This is a genomic window from Motilimonas pumila (assembly GCF_003596335.1).
GTDB lineage: Bacteria > Pseudomonadota > Gammaproteobacteria > Enterobacterales > CBDFNC01 > Motilimonas > Motilimonas pumila.
Window position 1 is genome coordinate 1 of sequence record NZ_QZCH01000027.1, and the last position, 22,751, is coordinate 22,751.

The window sequence follows — 22,751 nt, forward strand, 5'->3', positions numbered from 1 at the left end:
TAATCCTCGACGGCGTTATGCGTTAACATACGCGCTCATAGACTGAGGCAAGGCTCCAGCGGCGAAAACAAGTCATGCGGATAACCAAACCCGCGAATATCAGCAAGGTCAACCGCCGAACTTTCTTGCCAAAGGTGCACTCACTTAAGTTTCTCTCCCATGCCGAACATTTTTGGTAGGGATAGTCACGCGCTCGTTGACAGTGGGAATCATATCAACGCCTTGCTAAGCGGCGTGAAATAGTTGGCTAAACTTGCGAGGAACGAGCGTGAGCCAACTGTTATCACGTCCGTTTAAGCAACTTGTTAGAAGCCTATTACGACAGTACTTGATATTCCGAACTGCCATTGTGATATAGCCTAATTTCAATACCATTAATTTCTGATTTTAAGATAGACAATTGCTTTTCTATCCATAAATAACCAAGTTTATATGATAAATCAAGTAGTGGAATGTATGAGTCTTCAGGATCTCTGCTCTTATCAATTGATAATATTTCATACCAATCAAACTCTTTAAATTCAGGCATGGAATCAATATTTAACCCCGCGTAAATCCCCCAAGTACCATTCATCAAAGAAGGAATGTCAACGAAAAAATCACAAGCAATTTTGTTATGATTAATACAATTTTCGGAGTTCCTTTTGACTAAATCATGAAACTCATATTTATAGTTTTCTAACGTACTTTCAACAATTCTCGTTGCTTCGGATAATTGATGCATAAATTCCCATGGGCTTCTAACAGCTTATTAGCGAGCATTCCGCATATACACAAAACAGTGCGAAGCGGGCACTCACATCTTTTGATTAAAAATTCATGTAAATTTAGCACTTTAGTGCAATCGCTACAAACGATCGCTCACTAAAATGCGCGGAGAAACCGAGAAACGTGTTTAGCGAGAGTGACATTCTCGTTAAATAAAAACGAAAAGCCTAAAAGCGCAATAATTTCAATTTGTTACGAAAACCTTCGTATTATTCGAGCCAAAAATCATCTCGAATAACGCGACAAATTCAAGAATAGTCATTATAACTGTATATAAACACAGTTAAAGAGGTCACCATGAGTCGCTCTCCTTTTTTAGAAGAAGTACGCGCGGAAATGCGCACACGGCACTACAGTATAAGAACTGAAAAATCTTACCTCTATTGGATCAAGTCCTTTATTCTATTCAACCATAAACGTCACCCAAAGGAATTGGCGAATAGTGAGATTGAGAGTTTCCTGTCATATTTAGCGAACCAGAGAAATGTCAGCAGCGCGACACAAAACCAAGCGCTGTGCGCTTTAATGTTTATGTATAAACACATTTTGCACATTGAAATCACGCAGCTTGCTTACCAATACACCAGAGCACCCAAGCGCATGCCATGTGTATTGAGTCATCATGAGGTACAACAAATTTTTGCTTACTTAACGGGCAGAAATTGGCTTATCGCCGCTATTTTGTATGGCTGCGGCTTACGGATTAATGAAGCACTTAGGCTGAGAGTGAAAGATGTCAATTTTGATAATCACACCTTATTTATCTTTCGCGGCAAAGGGGCAAAAGACAGGTATACCTTGCTGCCCCACTGCTTACTGGATGCCTTACAGCAGCAAATTCAATTTTCTTTGCAAATTCACCGACAAGATATTGCACAGGGATATGGCTTAACGTCGTTACCACCGGCGTTAATCAGAAAATACCAAAGTGCAGCTAAGGATGCAGCTTGGCAGTATTTATTTCCTTCCTCTCACCTCGGACAACATCCTCACGACGAGTACATGTGTCGCCACCATATTCACGAGACCACCTTTCGCAGAGCATTGCGCCAAGCTGTGCAGCAATCGCACGTAACTAAACGGGTCACCGCGCATACTTTCCGCCACTCTTTTGCAACCCAGTTATTGCTCAATGGAGTCGATATTCGCACCGTGCAAGAGTTGCTTGGTCATACTGACTTACGGACAACAGAGATATACACCCATGTAATGGGTTCGCGCTTTGCTCATACCCTCAGTCCCGCTGATCGCCTGCAGAGCTAAAACCCTTAAAAAAGCGATTCCCAGAGAGTGTTTTAAACAGTGAACACACAATCTAGTCTACATACGCTATGCGGTTGCCACTTATCAGCTTAAACTTGACGATGATTATCTTTTCTTTGGCTAGGTATCAGCATCACCAGCACAACGGCGATGATAACAGGCAATACCCACAGGTTAAGCTGCTGCCAACCTACTTGCGCGTCGAGCCAACCCGACAGCAACGAAGTAAAAGCCACACTGGCAAACACCATAAACTCGTTAAAGCCTTGAGCTTTTGCCTTATTTTGCTCTTGATAGGTTTGAGTTAACGCTTGCGTAGCGGCAATAAACATAAAATTCCAACCTACACCAAGCAATGTAAGTGCAACACGAAAATGCCACAAACTGGTACCATGCCAGTTCACGCCAATGCAGGCGATAAACAGTGCAGCACCCGCAAAGATCATGCACTTGCAACCAAACCGTTGAATCAAATGGCCAGTAAAGAAAGCCGGGGCAAACATGCCTAACACATGCCATTTGATCACACCGGCCGCCTGAGGAAAAGCAAAGCCACAGTGCAGCATGGCTAACGGTGTCACTGTCATTAATAAGTTCATCACGGCGTAGGCCACGACCGCGGTAAATACAGCGGTGGCATAACCAGGGCTACGTATCACCGCCAGCAAAGGTTGCGCACCTTGCTCATGGTGCTGAGTATATGGAGGCAGCTTGACCAAGGTTAGCAGTACTAAAGCAAGCACGTTTAACAGCATCACAACCAAAAATGCGCCGCTGTACAGCTCACCGCCAAACCAAGTTTGACTGTGCACCGCTAAGTTAGGGCCAACAATGGCCGCCAGCACCCCGCCGGCCATCGAAAAAGACATGGCTTGGCTGCGTTGTTCCGGAGCAGCCACTTCAAGTGCGGCAAAACGGTACAAAGATCCAAAGCCAATTCCCACCCCCAGCAAACTGGCAGCCAGGCAAAATAGCCAAAAGTGTTCCACACTCAACGCCCAAACCACCAAACCAGCGCCCAGAATACCAATCACGTTTCCTAACATAAAACCGCGTTTGCGCCCCACCTTAGACATAATAAACGACGCAGGCATAGTCGCAGCCATTAAGCCAACAAACTGCATGGCTACAGGTAAGGTAATTAAAGAGCTATTTGGCGCAAGTTGTTGGCCAATCAGCCCCACTACAGAAATTAACACGATATTGCCAGACATTAACAAGGCTTGGCAGAGCGTCAACAGGTAGACGTTTTTGTTCATCAAGGCGGTCTATTTCGAAGGGTAAGAAGTTGATAATATGCTTAATGGAGAGAAAAACAACAAAACGAAGGCAAAAAAAAACGAGACGTTAAGTCTCGTTTTTGCAACTAAGAATCGACTCTAAGTTATAGAGGTACGATGTTCTCAGCTTGAGGACCTTTTTGGCCTTGAGTTACTTCAAACTGTACTTTTTGGCCTTCAGCAAGAGTTTTGAAGCCAGTACCTTGGATTGCACGGAAGTGTGCAAATACGTCAGGACCGTTTTCTTGTTGAATAAAACCGAAACCTTTAGCTTCGTTGAACCATTTTACTGTACCAGTAGTAGTAGACATAGTCTTTTTCCTGTAATCAAGAGTAATTAAAGCTCAATAATTTGAGCAGATGTTTTGCTGGAAATTTTGCTATTACTTATGAAAACAGGATATTAAGAGATTTCTCAAGTATCCGAGTGGTGTGCATAAATATAAACCGAACTTTCTAGCTGACCAGAATTATAAACCCCTTCTACTACTTGTCAACGAATAATATCTGCTAATAATCTCAGGCTATCCTTTTCTTGATCACAATATTTGTCTTTTGTTGCCATTTTCAACTAGTGATTCGTGCTACCTAAAATCCCTAAACCCCTTGGTAACAGTGAATTCTATAGCCAACGCCATTGCACAAAGTGAATGGCGCTAACTGGCGGAAAAATCAATCCGTTAGAAATTACTTAAGAAGTAAGGGATCATTACCGCATTGGCTAAATCAATAAAGAATGCACACACCAAAGGCACAATAATAAAGGCCAGATGAGAGTTTCCGTAGCGCTGTGAAACTGCCGACATGTTTGCCATTGCAGTTGGCGTAGAGCCTAAAGAAATCCCCCCAAAGCCAGAACAAATGACCGCAGCGTCATAGTTTTTGCCCATGCTTGGGAATACAATGAAAATATTGACCAAAATCGCAACAATAAATTGCGCGCCCAAAATAGCAAAAATAGGACCGGCTAAATCAATTAACGTCCACAGCTGCATGCTCATCAGTGACATCGCCAGGAACGTACCCAACGAAATATCCGCAATAAGCGCGATAGCAGGTTTACGAGAGGGCCACTTTGTGCCGGAAAAGCGCTTAATGTTTTTAGGCATTAAGTTTGTCATCACAATGCCGGCAAACAAACACGTTACAAACATTGGCAGCTCAAGGCCCATTTCAGTCAGCGTACCGTTTAAAATGTAACCCAGCATAATACACACGTGCAGCGCAAACACAGCGTCAAGAAAATCAAACGCCGTAATGCTGTTGTCTTGTTTATTTTCTTGCACGCCAACATCCATTGGCTCTACTTTGTCGGGCGTGAGGTTATGGCGTGTAATCAAAAACTTGGCTATCGGACCGCCCATTAAGCTGGCCAAAATCAAGCCAAACGTCGCACAGGCGATGCCTATTTCCATTGCATTGGTCACGCCAAAGCCTTCCGAGATTTTAGGTGCCCAGGCAATCGCGGTGCCGTGGCCACCAATCAAAGACACACTGCCGCCCAACAAGCCAACTGGGGTCCCTAAGTCAAACATCGAAGCAATGCCCATGCCGGTAAAGTTCTGCACCAGCATATAGCCAATGGTAATGCCTAGAAGAATCACCAGTGGCATACCGCCTTTGAGCAAGTCTTTTAAGCTGGCGTTAATGCCGATAGTGGTAAAAAAGTAAACCAACAGCACATCACGGGCGAATAAATCAAACTGAACTTCCACATCAAATACAGCGTAAATCAGGGCAAACAACACTGAAAATAAAATGCCCCCAGACACAGGCTCAGGAATGCTGAACTCTCTCAGTGCAGCGACCATTAGGTTAATTCGGCGTCCTATGAATAACACCATAATGCCCGTTGTGACGGCAATGAATGAGTCTAAATGCAACACCCCATTGTCTATCGATATATCCATTCAGTTTCCTTATTTGGCAATCTAGAAATGTATCAAAAATAAATAAAGCAGATGTGTTAAGGCTGGCTTACGACACTCTGCTTGAAAAAGCGCTTTAATTTATCAAATCATAAACATATAAGCACTTTAATCGGCTTGATTAATTACGTGGCGAGTTCAGGCTTGGCCAATTTAACAAAAGTAAACTCTGTTCATGTAAGGCGACAATCGCCTGCTGCAAAAGCCCCGGCTGAAAAAATTGCCCGCTGGTAGGCAAACATGAATAATGTTTTATTTGGCCTTGCCAACTGAAACTCAGCTCATAGGCATGCAAATAGCCTCTGTCGCTGTCTCCGCCGCCGTACCGCTCATCTCCTAAGATAGGCGCGCCTAAACTCTTTAAAGCCACCCGAAGTTGATGGGTTTTACCTGTCGCCGGTTTTAAAATAAACAAACGCATACCGGGCAGTAAACTGTGACTTTTAAATTGGGTCAGTGCTGGCTGCTGGCAGCTAGTCAATAATTTGTAGCTCCCACGACGCGACTTGGCCATGTCGCCTTTAATTAAGCCTTGCTTCTTTTTGGTTTTTTTCTGGCTTAGCGCTAAATAAATCTTGCCCACTTGGCGTTCGCTAAACAGCGCGGTAAATTGCGCAGCGGCGAGTGAAGATTTCGCTAAAACCAGCAAACCAGACGTCATTTTGTCCAGTCGATGAACACTAAATAACGGGTAGCCAAACGTTTCACTCACGCTTGCCACTAAACCCGCCTCGCCATCTTCAACGTGAAAGTTCACGCCGGCGTGCTTGTTAACCACTAAGTAATCGGGCTCATCTGCCACTAAGGTAAACATGGGGTATTGTGTTGTCATGGTTGTCCTGCAGCAATGGCTGGCAATAAAAAAGGGCCCGTGGGCCCTTATCGCTTTATTACACTTGCAGTGGTTTGAGGTGTTTATGCCAGCGCTTTTCCCACAGCTTAAAGACGTAAACAATCACAAAGGTCATCAACATGTATAACAAGCCAGCGGTAATAAAGGCTTCAAACGGCGCATAATAGCGAGAATTTACAATTCTTGCAGCCCCGGTTAAGTCAACAATAGTCACCACCCCTGCCAACGCACTGCCGTGCAACATAAAGATCACTTCGTTACTGTACGCCGGTAGCGCGCGGCGAAACGCACTCGGTAAGATAATGCGTGACATAATCTTAACCTGATTCATACCAAACGCTTTGGCCGCCTCTATCTCGCCTACTGGCATGGTATTAATGCTGCCGCGAACAATCTCTGCGGTGTAAGCACCGGTGTTGAGGGTGAATGCCAACAGCGCACAAAACCAGGCTTCTTGCAGCCAATGCCAAATGTAGCCACACAAGCTAAACCACACGCTTTGTAACACCAGCACAATTTGCTGCCAAGCGCTTGGGTTATCGACTTGCGTCACTTGCCAGCTATCCGCGCCGCCCAAAAACTGGCCCGCACCGTAATAAATCAGAAACAGCTGGATCAGCAGCGGGGTCCCGCGAAAGAAGTAGATAAATGCCCACGCCGGTAAGCGCCATTTGGCCTGGCTGCTGTTACGCATAATGCCCGCAGGCACAGCAATAAATAGGCCGAGAAACAGCGATAGTGCCACTAACCAAAAAGTGGTCCACATGCCTTCAAGGTACAGCGGCCATTCTTGTTGTAGCAGTTGCACGTATTCAAACTGCATCAACCATTGCCCGATAGCATTCATAGTATTACCTCGTCACAATGGCGTATTTCTGCTCGGCACGCTTGAGCAAAGTGGTCGAAATAGCGGTGAAAAATAAAAATATCAACGCCACGATAAAATAAAACGTAAATGGCATTTGGGTTGAGCCACCAGCATCGCCAGCGGCTTTTACCATGTCTTCAAGGCCAATGATGGAAACCAAAGCCGTGGTTTTCAGTAACACTAACCAGTTGTTACCAAACCCCGGCAACGCGTGTCGCATCATTTGAGGAAACATCACCCGGTGAAACACTTGCCATTGACTCATGCCATAAGCACGAGCGGCTTCTAACTGCCCCTTGTCAACAGCAATAATCGCGCCGCGAAATGTTTCCGCCATGTAGGCGCCAAAGATAAAGCCTATCGTCGCGATACCTGCAAAAAACGGGCTGACATCGATATAATCCGGTAAATAACTGGTCCATTCGTGCTGCGGGTTTTGCTGACTGAAGTAGTCATTAAGCCATTCGTTAGTATTAGCGCTAAAATCATTGATGAATAGCTGCCCACCAAAGAAAATCAACATCATTAAGATAAGATCGGGAATGCCACGGATCACCGTTGTGTACGCCGTCGCAAGCCATCTTAGGGGAGCAAAGCTCGACAGTTTTGACATCGCGCCAACAATGCCCAATAGCATCGCCAGCAGCAAAGACAGTAGCGCCACTTGAAGCGTGACCCAAGAGCCACTCAAAATGCTGGCTTCATAACCTTGCAGGTCTAACATGAGAATATGGGTAACCTATAACAATGAAAAAGGGGCCTAAGCCCCTTGAGTAGCAACTTACTGGTCGCCGTAAACGTCAAAATCAAAGTACTTGTCTTGGATTTCTTTATATTTACCATTGGCACGAATGGCTTTAATGGCCGCGTTAAATTTCTCGGCCAGTTCTGTGTCTTTCTTGCGCATGGCAATGCCCGCGCCTTCACCAAACCACTTAGGATCGTTCAGTTTCGGTCCAACAAACTCAAACGCATCGCCGCCTGGTTTGTTCAACAAGCCACTTGAGATAGCCGCAGAGTCAATCATCACGTAATCAATACGGCCAGATTTTAAATCAAGATAAGCTTCATCCGCCGTGCCGTAACGCTTAACTTCTGCATCGCTGAAGTTATCCGTGACATAAGTATCCATTGACGTGGCACGTTGAACGCCCACTTTTTTGCCTTTCATAAATGCGTTTGTGAGCTCAATGCCAGTGCCCTTTTTCGCCGCAAAGCGAGCCGGAATGTGCTGATATTTATCTGAAAACGCTACTTTCTTTTTACGTTCTTCAGTGATGTCCATGGTCGCAATAATGGCGTCGTATTTACGGGCTAACAACGCTGGAATAATACCGTCCCAGTCTTGCTTTACCATGGTACATTTGACTTTCATTTCTTCACACAAGGCATTGGCGATATCAATGTCAAATCCGGTGACTTCGCCATTGGCTTCGGTTTTGCTAAACGGAGGGTACGCGCCTTCTACGCCGATGCGTACATTCTTCCATTCTTTTGCTTGCGCTACACCCATGGCGCTAGCCAAAATTGCCGCTGCTACAATTAGCTTTTTCATCCTGTTCTCCTTGCTTGGTAATCTGTGAAGCGCACTGTACGCGCTTTGTTATTTAACTAATAAACCGTAGAAATAAACTGTTTAAACCGCTCTGACGTAGGGTTATTAAAAATATCTTCTGGTGCGCCCTGCTCTTCAACCAAACCTTGGTGTAAAAACATCACCTTGTTAGAAACGTCACGGGCAAATGCCATCTCATGGGTAACAACCAACATGGTGCGGCCTTCTTCGGCTAATTCGCGCATCACGGTTAATACCTCACCGACAAGTTCCGGGTCTAGGGCCGAGGTGGGCTCATCAAATAGCATCACTTCTGGGTCTACTGCCAACGCTCGAGCGATTGCCGCACGTTGCTGCTGGCCGCCAGATAAATGGCCTGGGTAATACCCTTTGCGCTCGTATAGTCCTACTTTCTGCAACAGCGCTTCGCCCTGCTCAATCGCTTCTTTTTTCGGTACACCTAAAACATGAACTGGCGCTTCAATTATGTTCTCCAGCACCGTCATATGAGACCATAAGTTAAACCCTTGAAACACCATGGCCAGACGAGAACGAATGGCTTCCACTTGTTTTTGGTCTACTGGTAATCGCTCACCGCCTTTCACGTTTTTCATTTTAATCAACTCACCTTTGACGTAAACGTCGCCAGCATTGGGCATTTCGAGCAAATTAATGCAACGTAAAAAAGTACTTTTACCCGAGCCAGAAGAGCCCAAAATAGAGATGACGTCGCCTTGATTGGCCGTCAAATCGATACCTTTAAGCACTTTGTGGCTACCAAAAGTTTTATGGAGATCCTTTACTGCTAGGGTCGCTTGTTGACTCATAGTGATTTCAAAGGTCCTTTCTCATGCGCATTGAGATAACATTCAATAAGGTTAGTAAAAAAATTGCTGGGCAAACTACCACCGAGCTGGCTTTTTAACAAGATTTCAACCCCAATACTGTTAAGCAAATGGTTTTAAAAACCTAAATAAGACAGAAATCTAGCATCTAATCATTCACCGTTACAGCATAAATACTCAACTTACTATTTATTTGATATTTTTATTAGCCGCTGTTGCCTTTCTTGATCTAGAGGATTAAGCAGCTGAAATATGGTGCTTCATTAGAACAAGCGCAAACCCTCGCAACCTTGATGTAACATACATATTTAGTCATCTTTACTTAGCTGAAGTATTAACAAGATTAACAATAACAACAAGTGCTTATATTCTACCCAAAAATATTTACATAAAAATCAATAAAGGCATAATTTACATCTAGTTGTTGTCTAAAATTCGTGACTAACTTGAGCAAACATCGAGCAATGTAGCCAGGTTGTTAACAACATTAGGTAAAATTGCTAGCAGCAATTTGCATTAAAATTAAAATCCGAAAATAGGTTGAATTTCGCTATTAATGTGATCTAGATCCTGATACATTTCGCGCTCTTTTTAATCAAATCAATAGGAGCACGTTAACGTGTCTGCAAATTACGCAAATCCAGGTCCCCTTGGTTTAATGGGCTTTGGTATGACAACGGTTCTGTTAAACATCCACAACGCGGGTTTTTTCCCAATCAGTGCGATGATTTTAGCAATGGGTTTGTGTTACGGCGGTCTGGCGCAAGTCATCGCGGGTATTCTTGAGTTCAAAAAAGGCAATACCTTCGGTTTAACCGCATTCACTTCATACGGCTTTTTCTGGATCAGCCTCGTCGTACTATTGATTTTGCCTGAGCTTGGCTTGGCTGAAGCTACGCCACACGCTTACATGGGCTTTTACTTGTTAATGTGGGGTATCTTCACCGCATTTATGTTTGTGGGTACGCTAAGCCACAACAAGGCAACGCAATTTATCTTTGCCAGCTTAACGGTGCTTTTCTTCCTATTAGCAGCCCGCGACTTCACTGGCTCTGAGCTTATTGGTACCCTTGCCGGTTTTGAAGGTATCATCTGTGGTGCCAGCGCCATTTATACCGCGATGGCGACCGTCATCAACGGTGAGCTAGGTCGCGAAGTATTGCCATTAGGCAACAAAAAGCCAGCGCTTGAAACAGCTGAGCAAGGCCAAGTACAAGCCGCCTAATTACCTGGCTTGTAAAATTGAAAAAAGCGACCTTTGGTCGCTTTTTTTATACGTAAATGTCGCATGCAGCCAAAGCGCTAAGCCGTGAATTTAGAAATGGGCCGATTAACTTTTAGATTTCGGCGGATAAAGTACCAATAAGCACCGCGGTGTCGCCATAGCGGCAACTGCGTCACATAATCAACTTGTCGTAACATCGACGCTTTAATTTCTTCGAACAAGTCTTGCTTAGCTACCGGTAGAATAGACTGTTGCTGCTCTAACTCACTGCAAGCAAGTAAGTGACGCTTATATAGCTCTTGCACTGACAACTGAGTAAAGCACTGGGTGTAAGCATTTGGAATATTGGGTAGGGTTAGCGCGTCTTTCGTTGAACAAGTAGTCACCCCCAAAGTGTGGGAGTACTTGGTAACAAAATCGGTATCGGCTTTGCCTTGGCTAAAATACAGTAACAGCCAAGTCTTTTCATTCAACGACCACCACGCCGCACATTTAATGGTCTGGCTTTTTTGTTGGGTATGTGACAAGAAGTAACAATCAAGGAAAAAACCCTTTGCTTCAGCCCACGCGTTGAGCTCATTGCACGCAGCTTGAAACTCAGCATCGTCAATAAAATGTACTTGCTCTAATGTATTTTCTGGGTACCTAAGCTGCTCAACCGAACCAGCTGCGGCTTTGTTCACCAATAATATCAGGGTTAATAACACCACCAATAAAATCGCTAAAATAACTGTCATATCGTGCCTTGTGGATCTTTCAGTGGATCGCGAACGCCATTTTAAACTCGAATTCGCTCAACCTTTTCCAGTAAAACATCATATATATTAATGACCTGTACTCGGCTTACCATCGAAAAATGTAATTAGTCAGTAACAATTTAAAATTTGGCCAACACTATCACAATTTAATAAAAAAAAGATGAAATCAATTTAATTTTGCATCGATATTATTACATCTATCACTATGAAGTATGACTATCGCTGCTGACTTTATAGCTTAGCTTGCCAAGGCATGACCTCCACTCAAGGTGACAGAGCGTCATTTTTGCCACCCCAGCTGCCAGATAGCCGGATTAAACCGTTCAAGAACGATTAATCCGCTACTTTTACCTGCCTTTACACTGATTTACGCCAGCTTCCCCATTTCTTCCTCATTTGTTTTACACACTTATGTTGTTCCCAACCAATGGAGAGTAAAGATGAAAAAGCAATTAATCGCGTTGACTATTGCAGCGACCGTATTCAGTGGCGCAGCGTTGGCCAAAGGCCATCACCAACGTGGTGGTCACGGTGAAATGCAAAACTTTGTTAATGAATATGTCTTGCAATTGACCGATGCACAGCAAACTCAAGCTGACCAAATAAAAGCCGATACCAAAGCAAAATTAAAAGCCCTTAAGCCTGCCAAAGAGCAGCGCCAACAAATGGCTAAACTGAGCCCTGATGACAGTGAATACCAAAGCCAAATGGCGGTCATGGCGAAAGCAAAAGGCGAACGTGTTGAACAAATGATGCTAATAAAAGCAGACGCTAAAGCGCAGTTTTTCGCGATTCTGACGCCAGAGCAAAAACAGCAATGGCAAGAGTTCAAGCAAAAACAAGCGGAAAAAAAGCCACGCGGTAAAGGAAAGGGAAAAGGTGAACGCCATTGTCCAACGCAATAGCCGCGCCTAACTGTTAATTGGCAAAGTCATTAATGAATACAACGAAGCCAGCCATGGGTTGGCTTCTCTGTTATAGGCTGACTGCGCTACTGAGGAAGCTCACTCTTTGCGCGACCGAGTCTCTGGCTAGGCAAGCCTATTACGGGCTACCACAGTCCTTCCTTTCACGCCCTCATGGCCTCCTTTTGAAAATTTTAACCACTTTTTTACCTTTCAGTACCACAACATCCCTATTTCAACGCATTTTTGTTTTCTATTCCGCCTAAGAACAGTGCTATAGTGACGCCATCAGTGGTCTGAAAACCCCACCCTTGCATCATCATGCTCTTGATATGACTGTTAAGTCACCATGGCAATGGCGCACGATTGGGCTTTTTGGTATTAGTAATAACAGGCTAACTGCAGACGAATTGCCGGCGATTCACTGAGGTGACATTGCCCCTATGGCGCCACTCAAACATGGAAGACACGCGCTTGAGCTGACAATGGCAACGTCTTGCTAGTGTAAATATTCACAGGAAAAAGAATGTCTATCGAAATCAAACCTCTGGAGCTTGCAGCACGCGGCTCATGCCCGCAAGAATTTAGCTTTGGCTCTATTTTTTCTGATCATATGTTCACCCAGAACTATACCCCTGAGCAGGGCTGGCACGAGGCGCTTATTAGCCCTTTCCATAACTTATCGTTATCGCCTTCTGCCGCGGTTTTACACTACAGCCAAGAGATTTTTGAAGGCTTAAAAGCCTACCGTACGCCAGAAGGTAAAATTAACCTGTTCCGTCCGGAAGAAAACTTTAAACGTTTCAACCGCTCTGCCACACGCATGGTTATGCCGGAAGTTGCGGTAGACTTTCACCTTGATGCACTGCAGCAATTATTAATGCTAGACCACCAATGGGTGCCAGACCAACAAGGATCGTCCTTGTACATTCGTCCGACCATGATTGCCACCAGTCCAAAACTCGGCCTCGGTGCCAGTGCCAATTACTGTCACTTTATCATTACCGGCCCTGCTGGCAGCTACTTTAGCGGTGGTTTAACACCAATCGGTGTGTACGTGGCTGACAAATATCGCCGCGCGGTAAAAGGCGGTGTAGGCGAAGCCAAAACAGGTGGTAACTACGCGGCAAGTTTGTACGCTTCTGAAGAAGTGGCAAAACAAGGCTTCTCACAAGTGCTTTGGTTAGACGCTGTAGAAGGCCGCTTTATTGAAGAAGTCGGCGCCATGAATATTTGCTTCGTTTACGAGGACAAACGCATTGTCACGCCGGCACTGAGTGGCAGCATCTTACCGGGTATTACTCGCGATTCTATTTTAAAACTGGCCCCGGCCATTGGTTATGAAGTGAGCGAAGAGCGCTTAGACATCAACCAAATTCTGGCTGATATTAAAGCCGGTAAAGTTACCGAGGTATTTGGTTGCGGCACCGCGGCGGTGATTTCTCCCGTCGGCAAGTTTAGCTTCCAAGACCAAGAATACGTCATTAACAATAATGAAACCGGCGAAGTCTCAAAACACCTTTACGACGAGTTGACGGGCATACAATACGGCACCAAAGAAGATCGTTTTGGATGGGTTAAAACCTTAGAGGTATAATTACCGCGCAATGTCTGCCTGCAAAAAGCTCAATGGTCAGCGCCATTGAGCTTTTTTAGTTTTTGGCTTTGGTTTTTGGCGATACTTCACCGCCAAACGTAAAGCCCTACTCTACCATAATGGTGATTTTTTCAGACATGACAGGCTGCTGGTGAGGCACATGGGCATAGTTGCCTAGTAACAACTGTAAAGTGTGCTTGCCGGGTTTTAAGGTGATTTGAGTTTGAGTTTGGCCTGCGCCAAAGTGTTTAACTTGCTCCGTGGCAGGCAAAGGAAGGCTTAAATCCGGTAAGGTTTCCACATCTATCAGTAGGTGGTGATGACCGGTATTTTCTTTGTTCACCCCAGCAGGTGCAACCCCCATATTCTCAAGGCCAAACACCACGGTGACAGGGCCAGTCACCGTGTCACCGTCAGCCGGTGAAATAATATACACCTTGGCATTATCAGGTGCACTAGACACATGACCATCAGCTTGCGCCCATGGACTCACGGTCAATAGCAATACTAGCAGCGCGCTCCACACAGATTTCATAACCCACTCCTTCACTTTAATAACGCTCAATAAGCCAATGTCGAATACTCTTCGACGTTGATGTAAGCTTAGCGTATCTGGCTAAAGTGAACCCGCGATTACAATAAACGCTGCATTTTGTAATATTCCACGCCTGACTTGGTAAAAACCGCACCGTGTCGCGTCATTGAAAATTGCTCATAAAAACCCACCGCGCTGGCTCTGGCGTCACACCAAAATACCTTTACCTGATGCCGTTGCAACTCTGTCAAAATGTGATGGATCATCGCCGTGCCAATACCTTGGTTTTGATGCTCAGGTAAAGTGGCAAATTTGCGCAGTCGAGCCCTGTCTCCTGCGATATACACTGAAGCCACAGCGACTAACTGAGAATGCTCAAACGCCTGCGTGGTAGCGGCGGAAACAGACTTAAAAGCGCCAAAGTGCAACCCGAGTTCATCACCCTCTACTTGGCAAAATGACAGCGACTTATTCGGCCACAATACTTGCTGGCGAATTGGCAACGCTTGCTGCCAACTGATCATTTCTATATGCATCATTACTCCTTTTATTGCTTTGCCCCTATCTTAGCAGCATTGGATGCCACTTCTTGAACGATTTCACTCATGGTAATTAAAGCTGTCGCGCGGTTTAATTTTGATAAGTTCCACACATTTTTATGACCTCAATCAAATAACAAAAAAGACAAAAAACTGGTTGATACCAATTATCAATATCATTAATATTCGCGACCTTTAAACGCAACAAGAAATATAAAAATGAATAAAATCATACCGATAATCGCTTCGATCGGTTTAGCCGGTCAAGCACACGCCGCAAAGGGTTTGGCATTAGAAAGCCAAAAAACTCAAGCAGACATCACCATAGATGGAAAGTTTGACGATGCTTGGCAACAATCTCACGTGGTCACAGTGAAGTTAGACGAATTACCGTACGAGCCAAATAACGGCTATGAAGGCCTGAAGCGCACAGAAATGCAAGTGCGTAGCTTGTACGATGAGCAGTACGTGTATTGGATGTTTAGCTGGGAAGATGAAGACCAAGACTATCAACGATTTCCGTGGCAAAAACAAGCAGATGGCAGCTGGAAGCACATGAAAAACTTAGACAGTACCAAGCATGAAAACACCTGGTATGAAGATAAGTTGGCTGTGTTTTGGAATATTAATGAAAAAGGCTTTGCCAAAAAAGGCTGTGATAAGTCTTGCCATATGGCGGAAGAAGGCATGATTGACGGCATTGCCGATGATTCATCAGGTCGCCATTACACCAAAAACGATTACCTCATTGACGAGTGGCAATGGAAAGGGACTCGTACCAATATCAACCGCCAAATAGATGATGGCTACGTTGACAGCGAGAAAAACACCAACAAAAAATGGGGGCGACACCCAGACCACAAAACCGGTGGCGGTTACTATAACAACTTTAACGAAGACAAAAGTGGCCCAGCCTATCAGTTGCAAGACCCGAGTCAATTTACCTACTGGCTGGAAGACAAAAACAAAGTGCCATTTGTTGATAACTACCAAACCGGTGACATGGTACCTGGCATTATCACCTCGCCGTTTACCGGCTCTCGGGCTGACGTAGAAAGTTACGGCTATTGGGACGGTAAATCTTGGCACTTAGAAGTTAAACGTAAACGCGTGACCGACGATAATACACACGACTTACAATTTACCGACCTAAGCAAAACCTATCACTTTGGCGTGGCCGCATTTGATAACAGTCAAATCAACCACTTGTACCACAATAAAGCGATTAAATTCACCTTTGCCAAATAATGGAATAAGGCGGCATTGCCGCCTTTTTTGATCATGAGATGGATTCAAACCCTCAATATTTTTAGCCTAGTATGGCTACTTTGCCTGATAGCAGGCCTGACTTATCAGGCTTATTTAGGTTGGTACTACGAGTCAAACGAAACCACCAATATCTATTTGCAACTGGGTCGTGTGGCGGCATATTGTTTGCTAGTACTGATGGCGCTGTTTTGGTTGCCCGTAATGCGCAACAGTTTAACCTGGCTCAGCCAATTTAAAATCAGCCAGCTTTTGCCCATTCGCCGAGTAAAGTCATTGCACAAGTGGTTAGGCCATTTGTTAATGATATTTGCTTTGCTACATGGCAGCCAATACTTGCTGTATTTTGACACCCTAGAAGAAGACTTTGTGCCTGTGTTAGTGGGCTCAGAGCCCGACTTGGTGCGGTCAATGAAAACCACCATGTATGAGTTTGTGAGTGAAGATGAAAGCATTGACTTAGTTGCGCAATGGATAGCTCAAGGACGCAGCCGTAGTTTGTATGAAACGGACATCGCCCCCTTGATGACCGAAGATTGCACCAAATGTCACTCAAAAGACTCAACCATGACCTACGCCATCAATGATTTGCCGTTGCAAACCTATGATGAAGTCGTGTCTTTGTCTTATTCAGGTTGGCTTTCAAGGCAATTTCGCATCAATATGTCTGGGCTATTGATGTTTGCACTGTTTAGTTTGATATGGTTTACCTCGTTAATGTGGTTTAGGCGCAAAAATTACCGCGCATTTCGCCACATACATCGCCTCGGTTATTTAATCGCCATTCTATCCTTATTGCATGTCCCTCGATTAGAGTGGCTGCTTGCACCTTGTTTGGTCTTGTTTGCCGAGCTCACCATCAACCGCAGTTTACGACGGTATCGACAAGTCGCGTGTGAAGTTGATCAATCGTTACCCGGCTTTGTTTTATTGCACCTTGCCCTGCCCCCCCATATAAACAATCAGGCAGGTCATTATGTGCAATTGAAGTCGCGCCAACTCGTCGACCAAGATTGGCATGATTTCAGCTTAACCGGTATGACAGATCCCCAAGGCCGGGCCATCATCAAGGTGCAACGGGTTGGTCGTTGGACCAATGAACTGGCACAACATGGTGAATTAATGATGGACGTACGCGGCGCATGGGCAAGCCCTATGGCTTATGCTAAGCATAAACAACACTGGCTATTGGTGGCAGGCGGCATTGGCATTACGCCTATCATTAGTTTGCTATACGCATGGTTAGCAGGCACCAAACAACCGCAGAAAATCACCTTGATTTGGGTATTAAGAGAGGCGAAGCTGCTCGCATGGATTGAGCCCATGCTCTGCAAACTGATGCAGCGTTTTGGCACGCAAATCACCGTAGAGTGTTACCTCACCTCGTCGCAAGCCTACCCGGCTTGGTTACAAACACTGGCACAAGAGTCGAAGTGGCAGGATCACATTTTGCTAAGCCATGGCCGACCAGACTTTGACGCGGTGTGCACTCGACAAGGTTTTGTCCGCAAACCGACCATTTTTACTTGTGGTCCAGAGCCCATGATGGCCGCGGCCAAAAAAGCTGGTAAACGCCAAGGCTGGAAAACCATTTGTGAACAGTTTTAAATGGCAACAACCAGCATCTTAGGATGCTGGTTTTATGCTTTAAGCCAAACATAAACTCCGAACGGTCTGAGGCAAACTAAGCAGGCTTAAGCCCTCAAAATCCATTTCACAAACCAAAAGTTATCAATTACCCTCTAGATAATAATTTTTATTAATGAGGCGAGCATGCTTAATCCCGTTTGGTTACACACCTTTAGAACCTTGGTCGAGGTGGGTCACTTTACCCACACCGCTGAGAAATTAAATATGACCCAACCGGGTGTTAGCCAACACGTTCAAAAACTTGAACAAAGCTGCCGTCAAAGTTTGATTCGCCGGATCAACAAGCGATTTGAGCTAACCGAAGCGGGCCGCATTTTGTATGACTATGCCCTGCAACATGCTGCGCGCGAACAAGCCTTGCTGGCTCAAATACAGCACGACGATCCGTATCAAGGTGACTGCCGCTTGGCTTGTTCAGGTTCCATGGCGCTGTGGCTCTACCCCCAATTACTCAACTTACAACAGCAACACCCGCTGCAGATCCACCTTGAAGTGGCGCCCAACCATCGAATTATCAGTGCCGTGGCCAACGGTGATATACAACTTGGCATCGTAACCCAACCGCCCATTGATGCTAGGTTATCGGCACAATTACTAGGGGATGAGCCTTTGTGCTTGGTACTGCCAAAGCGCTATCAAGACAAACCTATCACGGTTGAACTTTTACAGCAGTGCGCCATGATAGCCCATCCCGATCTGGAGCATTATTTGCAGTTATTTTTAAATAAATGCGGTCATCCGGGCTTCGACAGCTGCCACAGCAGCGACTTTCCGGTGATCGGGTACATCAATCAAATTCACCAAATATTGCAACCGGTGCGCCAAGGCATAGGAGCGACCGTATTGCCACTGAGCGCGATCAAAGCCTATAACCACCAACAAGACTTATACATCGCGCCAACTCAAGCACCGGTAACCGAAGCATTGTACTTGTTGCAGCGTAAACACCAGCCTCTTGCCCAGCGATATGTGATGTTAAAGCAATGGATAGACCAGCACTGGCAACAAATGGCCAGTGCAAGCCAATAACCCGTTAGCAGCAGTATTTTAAGGACTTTCAAAGCCATGCTGCGTGCCAATAAGGCCTGGGAAGGCAAAAGATACTGGCCTAGGTTACGCCATTGAGTGTTTACCCTTTACAGCTTGTCCTTTGCCAACCCCACCAATATGTGATTTAGCCAAGTGACCACAGGCTTTTTGGCATATTTATAGGCCACGGTGCTGGCCACATTCGCACTTGGCATTTTAATATCGTCAAGGTTAAAATCGATTGGCACTGATCTCGTGTTGCCTTTGTTCATCTGACTTAAAATACACATCCTTGCTGGCCGTAAAAACAGAGGGCTCGTATCTTTTAAGCAAAGTCATTATCCACTCAGTGGGGCTTTAGGCGCTACGTAAGAGTTAAATGCCAAGGGGAGAAAACACGCAAATCACTGCAAACCAACTTGTTGAGCCCGCGCCATACTCGCCTTATGATAACCGCAGGATGAAACCAATGGGCTATGCGCTGTTGCTCCCCAAATAGGGTCTTGAAGCCAACTGAAAAGTGCGCCGCTACCAACCTAACAAAGGCAAGTGTTTAACTTGGTGATAAGTCAGCGCCAGGGTCAAACAAGCCATTAAGGGCGCCTTAGGTAAAGGCTGCTTGAGAGGCAGCTCAATGGCGCGGTTGCCATGGAAAAATAAGCAATCACTAAAACGCTGTCGAAAGGTATCAATCAACTTCGTTTGGCAATGAAAAAAGATACTCACGCTATCTGGCTGACGGGGTTTAAAATCCAGTCGTATTGGGCTGCCATGCGCCACTTGGTAGCTGGGCTCTTGCCACTTTAAGCATTCTTTCACCACACCAAGTTCTTGCTGCTCGCTGATATCGAAAAGCCACTGACGGATCGTCAATAAATGCGGCAAAGCTTGAGCAGGAAAAGTCGAAAAGTGCGCAGCAACATCCGTGGGCATCGACGCGATGGCAAGCGCTTGGGCATTTTTATCGGGAAAATTTGTCATCAGTAGCCGGGTATTTGCAATTTTTTAAAGATCTCAACCAATTCAGGTTGAGCAAAACTACGCTGATTATCGGGGTCAATAAAACTCAGGCCAAGGCTTAAATCAGTATGAGTGTCGTGCTGCTGACTTTTGACTACGGCAAACACCGACATAGCTTGCTCGCGCGTGGCTAATTGGATCGCTAAACGCACCTGAGTTAACGGCAATTTACCCTGACTTTTTAACCATTTAAGGCGTAAACGGCAGCCACTTGGGCTGATATCATGAATAATGCCAGCCAGCGGCTCGCCGACTTCGAGGGTGTCGCTGGCGTCGAAAATGGCGACGGGTAAGTGTGTGGCAAGGCGCGTTTGCTGGCGCAAGTTAATCAGCTCAATCACTTTGGGGTAGTGAAAAAACAACACACCGTGGGGCTTGCTGACCACGCCAGAGACCACAGATTTAAATGCGATGCATGCGCCGCCCAATGACTCAGCCATTGCGCGAACGACCAAACCGTTGCCTTCTACCAAGACGTCACGATACTCTTTTCTCGCTTGCCCGCTCAGGCTTACCACAAAGTACTGCCCTTCTAAAAAGCCCACTAATCTCGTTTTAAGTCGAACATCACCCTGGGATACAAATTGAATATCAAATACGTCACCCGATTGCAGGTTTTGTAAATGCGCTATCACAGCTTCCCTGGACTGTAACCTTTCCTTTTGCCTCACTACGTGGCCTCTTTGTCGCCTCAGTGATTCAAATATAAACCATATTGAATCATTGTGCGTGGCCGCGTCGCTAACGCGTCACACGCAGCTGTATTCGCCAGTCAAAAGTAAACCCCAGCGATGGCTTAACTCAGTCGTAAAATCATGATAAAGTCAAACAATAACAATAATCATTTAGATTAAAATATGAAACGTCAAACCATCCACGCCCAAGTATTACAAACTCTTGAAATCAGCCCCAATATGCAACGTATCACGCTTCAAGCTGATGCGTTTACTACGTTTCCTGCAGAGTGTGAAAGTGGCTATATTAAGCTACTGTTTACCCCGCAAGGACAAACCGACTTGAGTGACTTAGGCCAAGCCCGGCCAATGATGCGCACTTATACCGTTCGATTGTTCTCAGCCCACGATGCGACCATTAGCATAGACATGGTTAAACATGGCACCGAAGGCCTTGCCTCGCGCTGGGCGCAAACCGCCAACATTGGCGATGTCATTGAAGTGGTAGGCCCAGGGTTGATTAGTGATATTCCTGTTCCTGCCGATTGGTTTTTGATGGCCGCTGACATGACCGCGCTGCCAGCACTGAGCATTAAATTGGCCCGTTTACCTGCCGATGCAACAGGATACGCGGTGATAAAAGTCGCAGATAAAGCCGATCAACAGGCAATTACCGCCCCTGCCAACGTAGAGCTAATTTGGCTAACCGAAGCAGACTCGTTACCGGAAACGGTGACCGCATTACCTTGGCTAGCAGGTCAGGCTAGCGCTTGGGTCGCGTGTGAATTTGACGACATGCGTGCGCTGCGCCAATACCTGCGTAATGACAAACAATTGCCGCGAGAGCGCATTTACCTTAGCAGTTACTGGAAACACGGCGTCACCGAAGATGGCCACAAACTGCTCAAACATGCCGACAATAAGCAGCATGGCCCCAACTTACTGAGCCGCGCAGTCGATCTGTTACGCAATAAATTTACCCGGTCACATCAGGGATAAGGTAACAATGAATGCCAGCTTAGTAACACTGAGGCCAAACTGGCGATACCGCGCCATGAATTACGCCGCAACTGGCCTGACTCTTTACCCCGGTGAACTGGATATTCACCGGGTATGGTTCGTTCATTAAGGCACAAACACTTGCTGCACGTCCGCAATCATGTGCTCGGTCGCGGTCATGCCACCGCCGGTTAAATACCAGGCATTAGGGTCAAGCATAATAATTTTTCCGTTTTTGGCCGCGGGTGTGCCATTAATCATAGGGTTATCAAACTTGGCTTGCGCCTTGCCTTGACCAATCCCAACGGCTTGTTCGCGATCCAATAAAAAAATGACATCGGGTTTGGCATTGGCGATATACTCAAATGAAATCAGGTTGCCATGGATGCCTCTAATCGGGTTGACATAATTGGTCTTGGCTTCGCTAAAGCCAAACTCATCAAACAACACAGAGAAACGGCTGCCTTTATTGTAAATACTGACTTTGCTGCCACTGCTCATCACCATGATGGCACGGAGATTTTGCCCCTTGGCCTGCTTAGCAATGGCCTCAAACTGACCCGTTATTGTCGCGATTTTGGCTTCTACTTCTGTCTGTTTATTAAAAATTTTCGCCAACATACGCCAGTTATGTTCGGTATCTTGCCAATACTGACCATTGTCCACGTAAAGCACCACGGTGGGAGCGATTTCGCTAATGTCTTCATAAAGATGGATCATTCTATTTTCAGCAATGATCAAATCCGGTTTTAGCTGGTATATGGTTTCATAGTCCGGCTCGTGAAAGCTGCCAGTATGGGTGGTCTCCGCTTTATACTTGGTTAAATAAGCGGGCAATAGGCTGTGTAATGCGCCCACGGGTTTAATGCCAAAGCGGTCTAATATGTCTAACCCAGCATTCCCCAGTACCACTACCCGCTTTGGCATCGTTTGTATCTCGGTCTTACCGGCGATGTGCGTTACTGTCACGCTATTGTCATTGCCACTTGCCACTGCGCCATGGCTAGCAGAAAACAGCATTACGCATAAAAACATGGCCCGAGCGAAGGCACGATTAAAACTCTTCATAGTTGCATCCTTGTAAGTACTCACAGGTATTTGGCGATAAACGGAAACTTGCGCTCGCCGTGTATACGTTAGGCCGTTATCTGACATCCGCTCCGCTTATATTAACGGCAGAAACACCCGCTTTTT

General features: G+C 45.6%; 23 protein-coding genes. 8 read left to right on the forward strand and 15 right to left on the reverse strand.

Annotated elements, in window-relative coordinates:
• Positions 1 to 316 precede the first annotated feature (316 nt).
• Positions 317 to 724 (reverse strand): hypothetical protein, encoded by a 408-nt coding sequence (locus D1Z90_RS16660; RefSeq protein ID WP_119911929.1) that lies wholly within the window; start codon positions 722 to 724, stop codon positions 317 to 319.
• A gap of 341 nt (positions 725 to 1,065) precedes the next feature.
• Here D1Z90_RS16660 and D1Z90_RS16665 point away from each other — a divergent pair, with 341 nt between their 5' ends.
• Positions 1,066 to 2,031: an integron integrase gene (locus D1Z90_RS16665; RefSeq protein WP_119911930.1), complete on the forward strand. Its 966-nt coding sequence runs from the start codon at positions 1,066 to 1,068 to the stop codon at positions 2,029 to 2,031.
• 89 nt (positions 2,032 to 2,120) lie between these two features.
• Here D1Z90_RS16665 and D1Z90_RS16670 read toward each other — a convergent pair whose 3' ends face one another.
• The 8 genes from D1Z90_RS16670 to D1Z90_RS16705 all read right to left on the reverse strand — a co-directional run bounded on the left by D1Z90_RS16670 (position 2,121) and on the right by D1Z90_RS16705 (position 9,342).
• Entirely contained in the window at positions 2,121 to 3,290 is a 1,170-nt protein-coding gene (locus D1Z90_RS16670) for an MFS transporter (RefSeq protein ID WP_119911931.1), read from the reverse strand.
• A 125-nt stretch (positions 3,291 to 3,415) separates the two neighbouring features.
• Positions 3,416 to 3,622: a transcription antiterminator/RNA stability regulator CspE gene (cspE, locus tag D1Z90_RS16675; protein WP_119911932.1), complete on the reverse strand. Its 207-nt coding sequence runs from the start codon at positions 3,620 to 3,622 to the stop codon at positions 3,416 to 3,418.
• 369 nt (positions 3,623 to 3,991) lie between these two features.
• The gene (gene gltS / locus D1Z90_RS16680; protein WP_198419243.1) at positions 3,992 to 5,221 is read right to left on the reverse strand and encodes a sodium/glutamate symporter; all 1,230 of its coding nucleotides are present in this window, start codon (positions 5,219 to 5,221) and stop codon (positions 3,992 to 3,994) included.
• Positions 5,222 to 5,360: 139 nt separating this feature from the next.
• Positions 5,361 to 6,053 carry a TIGR01621 family pseudouridine synthase gene (locus tag D1Z90_RS16685; RefSeq protein ID WP_119911972.1) on the reverse strand — a complete coding sequence of 231 codons (693 nt, stop codon included), beginning with the start codon at positions 6,051 to 6,053 and terminating at the stop codon, positions 5,361 to 5,363.
• A gap of 76 nt (positions 6,054 to 6,129) precedes the next feature.
• Complete coding sequence (locus tag D1Z90_RS16690; protein WP_232525281.1) at positions 6,130 to 6,939, reverse strand: ABC transporter permease; 810 nt, start codon at positions 6,937 to 6,939, stop codon at positions 6,130 to 6,132.
• A 4-nt stretch (positions 6,940 to 6,943) separates the two neighbouring features.
• Positions 6,944 to 7,684 (reverse strand): ABC transporter permease, encoded by a 741-nt coding sequence (locus tag D1Z90_RS16695; protein WP_119911933.1) that lies wholly within the window; start codon positions 7,682 to 7,684, stop codon positions 6,944 to 6,946.
• 57 nt (positions 7,685 to 7,741) lie between these two features.
• Positions 7,742 to 8,515 (reverse strand): ABC transporter substrate-binding protein, encoded by a 774-nt coding sequence (locus D1Z90_RS16700; RefSeq protein WP_119911934.1) that lies wholly within the window; start codon positions 8,513 to 8,515, stop codon positions 7,742 to 7,744.
• Positions 8,516 to 8,571: 56 nt separating this feature from the next.
• On the reverse strand, positions 8,572 to 9,342 hold the full coding sequence (locus D1Z90_RS16705) for an ABC transporter ATP-binding protein (RefSeq protein WP_119911935.1): 771 nt from the start codon (positions 9,340 to 9,342) through the stop codon (positions 8,572 to 8,574).
• Positions 9,343 to 9,979: 637 nt separating this feature from the next.
• Here D1Z90_RS16705 and D1Z90_RS16710 point away from each other — a divergent pair.
• Entirely contained in the window at positions 9,980 to 10,585 is a 606-nt protein-coding gene (locus D1Z90_RS16710) for an acetate uptake transporter (RefSeq protein ID WP_119911936.1), read from the forward strand.
• A gap of 77 nt (positions 10,586 to 10,662) precedes the next feature.
• Here D1Z90_RS16710 and D1Z90_RS16715 read toward each other — a convergent pair whose 3' ends face one another.
• On the reverse strand, positions 10,663 to 11,322 hold the full coding sequence (locus D1Z90_RS16715; protein WP_119911937.1) for a hypothetical protein: 660 nt from the start codon (positions 11,320 to 11,322) through the stop codon (positions 10,663 to 10,665).
• Positions 11,323 to 11,783: 461 nt separating this feature from the next.
• Between D1Z90_RS16715 and D1Z90_RS16720 the strand changes: the two genes are divergently transcribed.
• Entirely contained in the window at positions 11,784 to 12,248 is a 465-nt protein-coding gene (locus D1Z90_RS16720) for a Spy/CpxP family protein refolding chaperone (protein ID WP_119911938.1), read from the forward strand.
• Between the two features lie 526 nt (positions 12,249 to 12,774).
• Positions 12,775 to 13,845: a branched-chain amino acid aminotransferase gene (locus D1Z90_RS16725; protein WP_119911939.1), complete on the forward strand. Its 1,071-nt coding sequence runs from the start codon at positions 12,775 to 12,777 to the stop codon at positions 13,843 to 13,845.
• A gap of 106 nt (positions 13,846 to 13,951) precedes the next feature.
• Here D1Z90_RS16725 and D1Z90_RS16730 read toward each other — a convergent pair whose 3' ends face one another.
• Entirely contained in the window at positions 13,952 to 14,380 is a 429-nt protein-coding gene (locus tag D1Z90_RS16730) for a DUF4399 domain-containing protein (protein ID WP_119911940.1), read from the reverse strand.
• 98 nt (positions 14,381 to 14,478) lie between these two features.
• Entirely contained in the window at positions 14,479 to 14,916 is a 438-nt protein-coding gene (locus D1Z90_RS16735) for a GNAT family N-acetyltransferase (protein WP_119911941.1), read from the reverse strand.
• Positions 14,917 to 15,138: 222 nt separating this feature from the next.
• Between D1Z90_RS16735 and D1Z90_RS16740 the strand changes: the two genes are divergently transcribed.
• The 3 genes from D1Z90_RS16740 (at position 15,139) to D1Z90_RS16750 (ending at position 18,864) form a co-directional block, all read left to right on the forward strand.
• Positions 15,139 to 16,167: an ethylbenzene dehydrogenase-related protein gene (locus tag D1Z90_RS16740; protein ID WP_119911942.1), complete on the forward strand. Its 1,029-nt coding sequence runs from the start codon at positions 15,139 to 15,141 to the stop codon at positions 16,165 to 16,167.
• A gap of 33 nt (positions 16,168 to 16,200) precedes the next feature.
• Positions 16,201 to 17,793, forward strand: coding sequence for a ferric reductase-like transmembrane domain-containing protein (locus D1Z90_RS16745; protein WP_119911943.1), 1,593 nt, complete (start codon positions 16,201 to 16,203; stop codon positions 17,791 to 17,793).
• Positions 17,794 to 17,958: 165 nt separating this feature from the next.
• Positions 17,959 to 18,864, forward strand: a complete 906-nt coding sequence (locus D1Z90_RS16750) for a LysR family transcriptional regulator (protein WP_119911944.1) — start codon at positions 17,959 to 17,961, stop codon at positions 18,862 to 18,864.
• A 528-nt stretch (positions 18,865 to 19,392) separates the two neighbouring features.
• Here D1Z90_RS16750 and D1Z90_RS16755 read toward each other — a convergent pair.
• Positions 19,393 to 19,845, reverse strand: a complete 453-nt coding sequence (locus D1Z90_RS16755) for a DUF1801 domain-containing protein (RefSeq protein ID WP_232525282.1) — start codon at positions 19,843 to 19,845, stop codon at positions 19,393 to 19,395.
• On the reverse strand, positions 19,845 to 20,519 hold the full coding sequence (locus tag D1Z90_RS16760; protein ID WP_147378788.1) for a flagellar brake domain-containing protein: 675 nt from the start codon (positions 20,517 to 20,519) through the stop codon (positions 19,845 to 19,847). The genes D1Z90_RS16755 and D1Z90_RS16760 overlap by 1 nt, the downstream gene beginning before the upstream one ends.
• Before the next feature lie 222 nt (positions 20,520 to 20,741).
• Here D1Z90_RS16760 and D1Z90_RS16765 point away from each other — a divergent pair, with 222 nt between their 5' ends.
• Positions 20,742 to 21,557, forward strand: a complete 816-nt coding sequence (locus D1Z90_RS16765; protein WP_119911946.1) for a siderophore-interacting protein — start codon at positions 20,742 to 20,744, stop codon at positions 21,555 to 21,557.
• 126 nt (positions 21,558 to 21,683) lie between these two features.
• Here the strand turns inward: D1Z90_RS16765 and D1Z90_RS16770 are convergent, their stop codons facing one another.
• Positions 21,684 to 22,625: a siderophore ABC transporter substrate-binding protein gene (locus D1Z90_RS16770; RefSeq protein ID WP_198419244.1), complete on the reverse strand. Its 942-nt coding sequence runs from the start codon at positions 22,623 to 22,625 to the stop codon at positions 21,684 to 21,686.
• Positions 22,626 to 22,751: the final 126 nt, after the last annotated feature.